Source organism: Jatrophihabitans sp. (assembly GCF_051960575.1).
Taxonomy (GTDB): Bacteria; Actinomycetota; Actinomycetes; order Mycobacteriales; family Jatrophihabitantaceae; genus JBQCEE01.
Genome location: NZ_JBQCEE010000407.1, coordinates 1 through 4,724, shown reverse-complemented (window position 1 = coordinate 4,724; position 4,724 = coordinate 1). Strand labels below are relative to the sequence as shown.

At 73.7% G+C, this 4,724-nt stretch carries 4 protein-coding genes; 2 read left to right on the top strand and 2 right to left on the bottom strand.

Translation table 11 applies throughout. From position 1 onward, the window contains the following. Positions 1-105: 105 nt before the first annotated feature. Positions 106-369: a hypothetical protein gene (locus ACTHMS_RS22775; protein ID WP_440308944.1), complete on the bottom strand. Its 264-nt coding sequence runs from the start codon at positions 367-369 to the stop codon at positions 106-108. A 113-nt stretch (positions 370-482) separates the two neighbouring features. After that, the gene (locus ACTHMS_RS22770) at positions 483-1,595 is read right to left on the bottom strand and encodes a BTAD domain-containing putative transcriptional regulator (protein WP_440308943.1); all 1,113 of its coding nucleotides are present in this window, start codon (positions 1,593-1,595) and stop codon (positions 483-485) included. Here ACTHMS_RS22770 and ACTHMS_RS22765 point away from each other — a divergent pair. Together ACTHMS_RS22765 and ACTHMS_RS22760 are read left to right on the top strand one after the other, a co-directional pair. Further along, the gene (locus ACTHMS_RS22765; protein WP_440308942.1) at positions 1,594-2,268 is read left to right on the top strand and encodes an aldo/keto reductase; all 675 of its coding nucleotides are present in this window, start codon (positions 1,594-1,596) and stop codon (positions 2,266-2,268) included. The genes ACTHMS_RS22770 and ACTHMS_RS22765 overlap by 2 nt on opposite strands. Positions 2,269-2,450: 182 nt before the next feature. Further along, entirely contained in the window at positions 2,451-4,589 is a 2,139-nt protein-coding gene (locus ACTHMS_RS22760) for a DEAD/DEAH box helicase (protein ID WP_440308941.1), read from the top strand. Positions 4,590-4,724 lie beyond the last annotated feature (135 nt).

Sequence of the window (4,724 nt, the reverse complement as noted above, 5' to 3'; positions counted from 1 at the left end):
GGGTGTGGGGGGGTTTTTTAATCTTGTTTCCTTCTTTGCGCCGCGGCGCGCGGGCCCCGCGCTGGTCGGGGGGCCCCGCCCCCCCCCCCCCCCGGCCAGGGGGGATCAGCCGGTGAAGCGGCCGAGGGTGCGGCGGCTCGGCAGGTTGCGTCCGAGGGTGCGGCGGCTGGGCAGGTTGTGCCCGAGGGTGCGGCGGCTGGGGAGCCGACCGCCGAGCGTGCGGCGGGTCGGGAACTTCCCGCCCAAGGTGCGGCGGGTCGGCAGCTTGAAGCCGAGGGTGCGCCGGGCCGGCGCGTCCAGGGACGGTGCGTCCGAGGACGGCGTGGACGGTGCGACGAGGTCGCGCGGGTCGATCGGGACGATGGCCATGACGGTCTCCTTCTCCTTCGGTGCGGCCGGTCGGCCGCGGTGACCGGCACACCGTCCGTCGGCGCGCTGAAGACCTGCTTCAGCAGCGCTGAAGGGCCAGGGGACGAGGCCGGTCAGCCCGCCGACGACGGATCGAGCCGGCAGGTGAACCGCCGGCCCGCGATCGTGATCTGCGCACCGTCGTGCAGCAGCACCGGCGACTGGAGGCGCACGCCGTCGACGACGGTGCCGTTGGTCGAGTTGAGGTCGGTGATCACGAAGCCGTCCGGGGTGTGGGTGATGGCGGCATGCCGACGGCTGGCCTTCACCTCGTCGACCACCAGGTCGTTGTCGGCCTGCCGGCCGATGCGTAATCCGGCCGGCCCGAGGGTGACCGTGCGGCCGCGGTCGTCGACGAGTGCCCCGTGGTGCACTACGTCGACCTCTTCCTGCACCGTGCGGTCACCGGGCGACAGCGGTGTCACCGCCACGGTCGGGGCGACGAGATCGCGCTGGGCGAGGATGTCGGCCTCGAGCCCGCGCAGCGCCGGGCCGGGATCGATCCCCAGCTCGTCGTCGAGCAGTTGCCGCACGCGCCGGTACGCGTCGAGCGCGTCGGCCTGCCGGCCGGCGCGGTAGAGAGCGGTGATCAGTTGCGCCCACAGCGGTTCGCGCAGCGGGTGCTCGTGGGTCAGCACGGTGAGTTCGCCGATCACCTCGCGGTGACGGCCACGGGCGAGGTCGGCGTCGATGCGGTCGGTGAGCGTGCTCATCCGTTCCTCGTCGAGCGCGTGCCCCACCTCGTCGGCGAAGGCCACGCCGCGCAGGTCGGCGAGGGCCGGGCCGGTCCATTCGCCGAGCGCGGCGCGGAACGACGTCGCCGCGTCGTCGAACCGGCCCTGGCGCATCGCGTCCGCACCGACTTCGCGTGCCCGGCGGAACCGCACGAGGTCGAGCCCGTCGGCGGCGATCGCCAGGCGATAGCCCGGCGGCACGGTCTGGATCGCGAACTCGCCGAGGGCCTGCCGCAGGCCGGAGATGTAGACCTGCAGCGTCTGTCCCGGCTTGCCCGGCGGCTCCTCGCCCCAGACGGCGTCGGCGAGCGCCGCCACCGACAGCACCTGCCCCACGCGGACCGCGAGTGCCGCCAGCACCGTCCGTGGCTTCGCGCCGCCCAGCGGCACCTCGACGCCGTCGCGCCGCGCGCTCACCGAACCGAGGATCGCGACGCCGACCCCCGTGGACATGCCGCGCAGCCTAGCGGCGCCCGAGGGCCCGCGAGGCCTTCCGCGCACCACTGGACGGGCCCACGGTGTCGGCACCGCCGCCGAGGTCTACGGCCCCTACGTCAACGAGGGACTCGTCGGCGAGGCGCTCGCCCCGCTGCGTGACCAGGTCGTGATCGCCACCAAGTTCGGCTTCGCGTTCGACGCCGACGGCAAGCAGACCGGGCTTTCGAGCCGGCCCGAGTCGATCCGCTCGGCGGTCGACGGATCGCTGCGCCGCCTCGGCGTCGAGCGCATCGATCTGCTCTACCAACACCGCGTCGACCCGGACGTCCCGATCGAGGATGTCGCGGGCACCGTGGCCGAGCTGATCGCGTCCGGGAAGGTCGCGCACTTCGGGCTGTCCGAGGCGGGCGTGCGGACGATCGAGCGGGCCCACGCCGTGCAGCCGGTCACCGCCCCGCAGAGCGAGTACTCGCTGTTCTGGCGCGAGCCCGAGGACGAGATGCTGCCGACGCTCGAGCGGCTTGGCATCGGCTTCGTGCCCTGCCTCGAACGCCTCGACGAGAACCTCGGCGGCGCGGTCCTCGACCTCGGCGCTGACGACCTCGCCGACATCGACCGCGCCTCCGACGAGATCACGGTGGTGGGTGAGCGCTACCCCGAGGCGATGGCGCGGATGATCGACCGCTGACGTCGCGGTCGAGGCGCGTCCAGGCGGCGCTAGACTCGGGGACGAACGCGGCGCGGCCTCGCCCGAACCGTCGCGTGACGAGCCGACGGACGATCCACGCCCGGGCGTCCGGCCGGGGGTCGTCGAGCACGGGCCGAGCACCGCGCTCGTCCGGCTCATCGCTGTGCGGTGAAGGGGTGTGCGTGGCTCAACCGGGTCGGCGTCGTTCGGATGCCCGGCGTGCTCCAGCGCGCCCGCCTCGCCGCGCGCCCGTCGACAAGGACGTGCTGTCCATGCTCGCCCGGGTGGCGCGCGAGGTGCAGACCGCCGTCGAGCGCGGCCGGATCACCCCGGCGGTGCGCACGAAGTTCCACGCCGTCGCCCTGCTGCTGCGCGAGGAGCGGGCGCAGGTGCGCGACGAGGCGATGGGCCAGGCGCGGCGCGTCGAGCAGCTCAAGCGCCTCGACGGCATCGCCACGATGCTGGCCCGAACCGCCGTCCGTGACCCCCGCCTGCTGTCGCTGCTGGACGAGGAGTCGAAGCCGACGGCCGAGACCCGGCTGCTCATGGCCGAACTGCTCGCCCCGCTCGGCATCGAGCGGGCGACCGAGCCGCCGCCGGCAACAGAACCGTCGGCAACCTCGCCGGCCACCGAGCGGCGCGTCGTGCCGCAGTCGGTCGTGGCCCGCCAGCTCGCCAATCCGTTCCTGCCGCCCGACTACTCCGCGGTGCGGCCGGCGCCGACGGGTCCGCGCCGCCTCGGCGGCTGGGAGCTGCTGCAGCCGCTGCTGACGGCGTTCGAGCGGGCCGACAGCGGGGCGCCGGCGTGCATGGCGCTGCCCGAGCCGGGGCCCATCCGGCTGCCCGAGGGCCGCGAGTTGATGCGTCACCAGGCGCAGGTGGTCGAGGCCGCGGCCGAGGGGCACCGCACCTTCCTGCTCGCCGACGAGCCGGGCCTGGGCAAGACGGCCCAATCGCTATTGGCCGCGCAGGCCGCAGGCGCGTACCCGCTGCTCGCCGTCGTCCCCAGCGTCGTGAAGACCAACTGGGCCCGCGAGGCGCAGATGTGGACGCCGCAGCGCAAGGTGACCGTCGTGCACGGCAACGGCGAGAAGGTCGACGGCTTCGCCGACATCGTCGTCGTGAACTACGACGTCCTCGACCGGCACGTCGGCTGGCTCGGTGACTTCGGCTTCCGCGGCATGATCGTCGACGAGGCGCACTTCATCAAGAACAAGAGCTCGCAGCGGTCGCAGCACGTGCTCGAGCTGTCCGAGCGCATCCGCTTCCGCACCGCGCGTCCGCTGCTCATGGCGCTCACCGGCACGCCGCTCATCAACGACATCGAGGACTTCCTCGCCATCTGGCAGTTCCTCGGCTGGATCGACGGCAGCGAACCGCGCGCCGAGCTGCTCGACCGGCTGGAGGAGACCGGGCTCATCCCGACCGACCCCGGCTTCCCGCGCGCGGCGCGCCAGGCCGTGATCGACATGGGCATCGTGCGCCGCCGCAAGATCGACGTCGCCGCCGACATCCCCGCCCGCCGCACCGCCGACCTGCCGGTCGAGCTCGACGACCGCGCCGGGCGCTCGATCCGTGCCGCCGAGCGCGAGCTGGCCCGGCGCCTCGTCGCGCGCTATCACTCGGTGCTCAGGGCCCGCGGCGAGGAGGTCGTCGGCATCGACCACGCGCTGGTCGACCAGGTCGCGACCTGGGAGCAGAAGGAGGCCTCCGGCGAGGCTGGCGAGAACGTCTTCGGTCTCATGCGCCGCATCGGCCAGGCCAAGGCCGGGCTCGCGGCCGACTACGCGCTGCAGCTGGCCCGCAGCGCCGGCAAGGTCGTCTTCTTCGCCAAGCACGTCGACGTCATGGACGTCGCCGAGGAGACCTTCACGCGCAACGGCATCAAGTTCGCGTCCATCCGCGGCGGGCAGACCCCGCGTGTGCGGCAGCGCAACATCGACGCGTTCACCGACGAGCGCGACGTCGCGATCGCCGTCTGCTCGCTCACCGCGGCCGGCGTCGGCCTGAACCTGCAGGTCGCCTCGAACCTCGTGCTCGCCGAGCTGTCGTGGACCGACGCCGAGCAGACGCAGGCCATCGACCGTAGCCACCGCATCGGCCAGACCGAGCCGGTCACCGCCTGGCGCATCATCGCCGCGCAGACCATCGACAGCCGGATCGCCGCGCTGATCGACAGCAAGGCCGGTCTCGCCGCGCGCGCGCTCGACGGCTCGGACGAGGAGACGTTCGCGTCCGCCGACGTGCAGCACGAGGCGCTCGTGGCCCTGCTGACCGAGGAGCTGACCCGCGAGCAGTCAGCCCTCGACGACGCCGACTGAGTCGCCCCGGCCCGCGGCCACCCGCACGAGCTCGCCGCCGGCGCGGTCGGCCGCGGCCAGCGCGGCGCCGAGCGCCTCGGTGGCCGGGCCGAGCCGGCCCCCCACCACGGTGATGCCGGCGTTGCTCACCGGCGG

What these genes read in the sequence shown, in the direction of transcription:
- ACTHMS_RS22775 (WP_440308944.1), bottom strand. Translation starts at nt 369, where the DNA reads ATGGCCATCGTCCCGATCGACCCGCGCGACCTCGTCGCACCGTCCACG.
- ACTHMS_RS22765 (WP_440308942.1), top strand. Translation starts at nt 1,594, where the DNA reads ATGCCGCGCAGCCTAGCGGCGCCCGAGGGCCCGCGAGGCCTTCCGCGC.
- ACTHMS_RS22770 (WP_440308943.1), bottom strand. Translation starts at nt 1,595, where the DNA reads ATGTCCACGGGGGTCGGCGTCGCGATCCTCGGTTCGGTGAGCGCGCGG.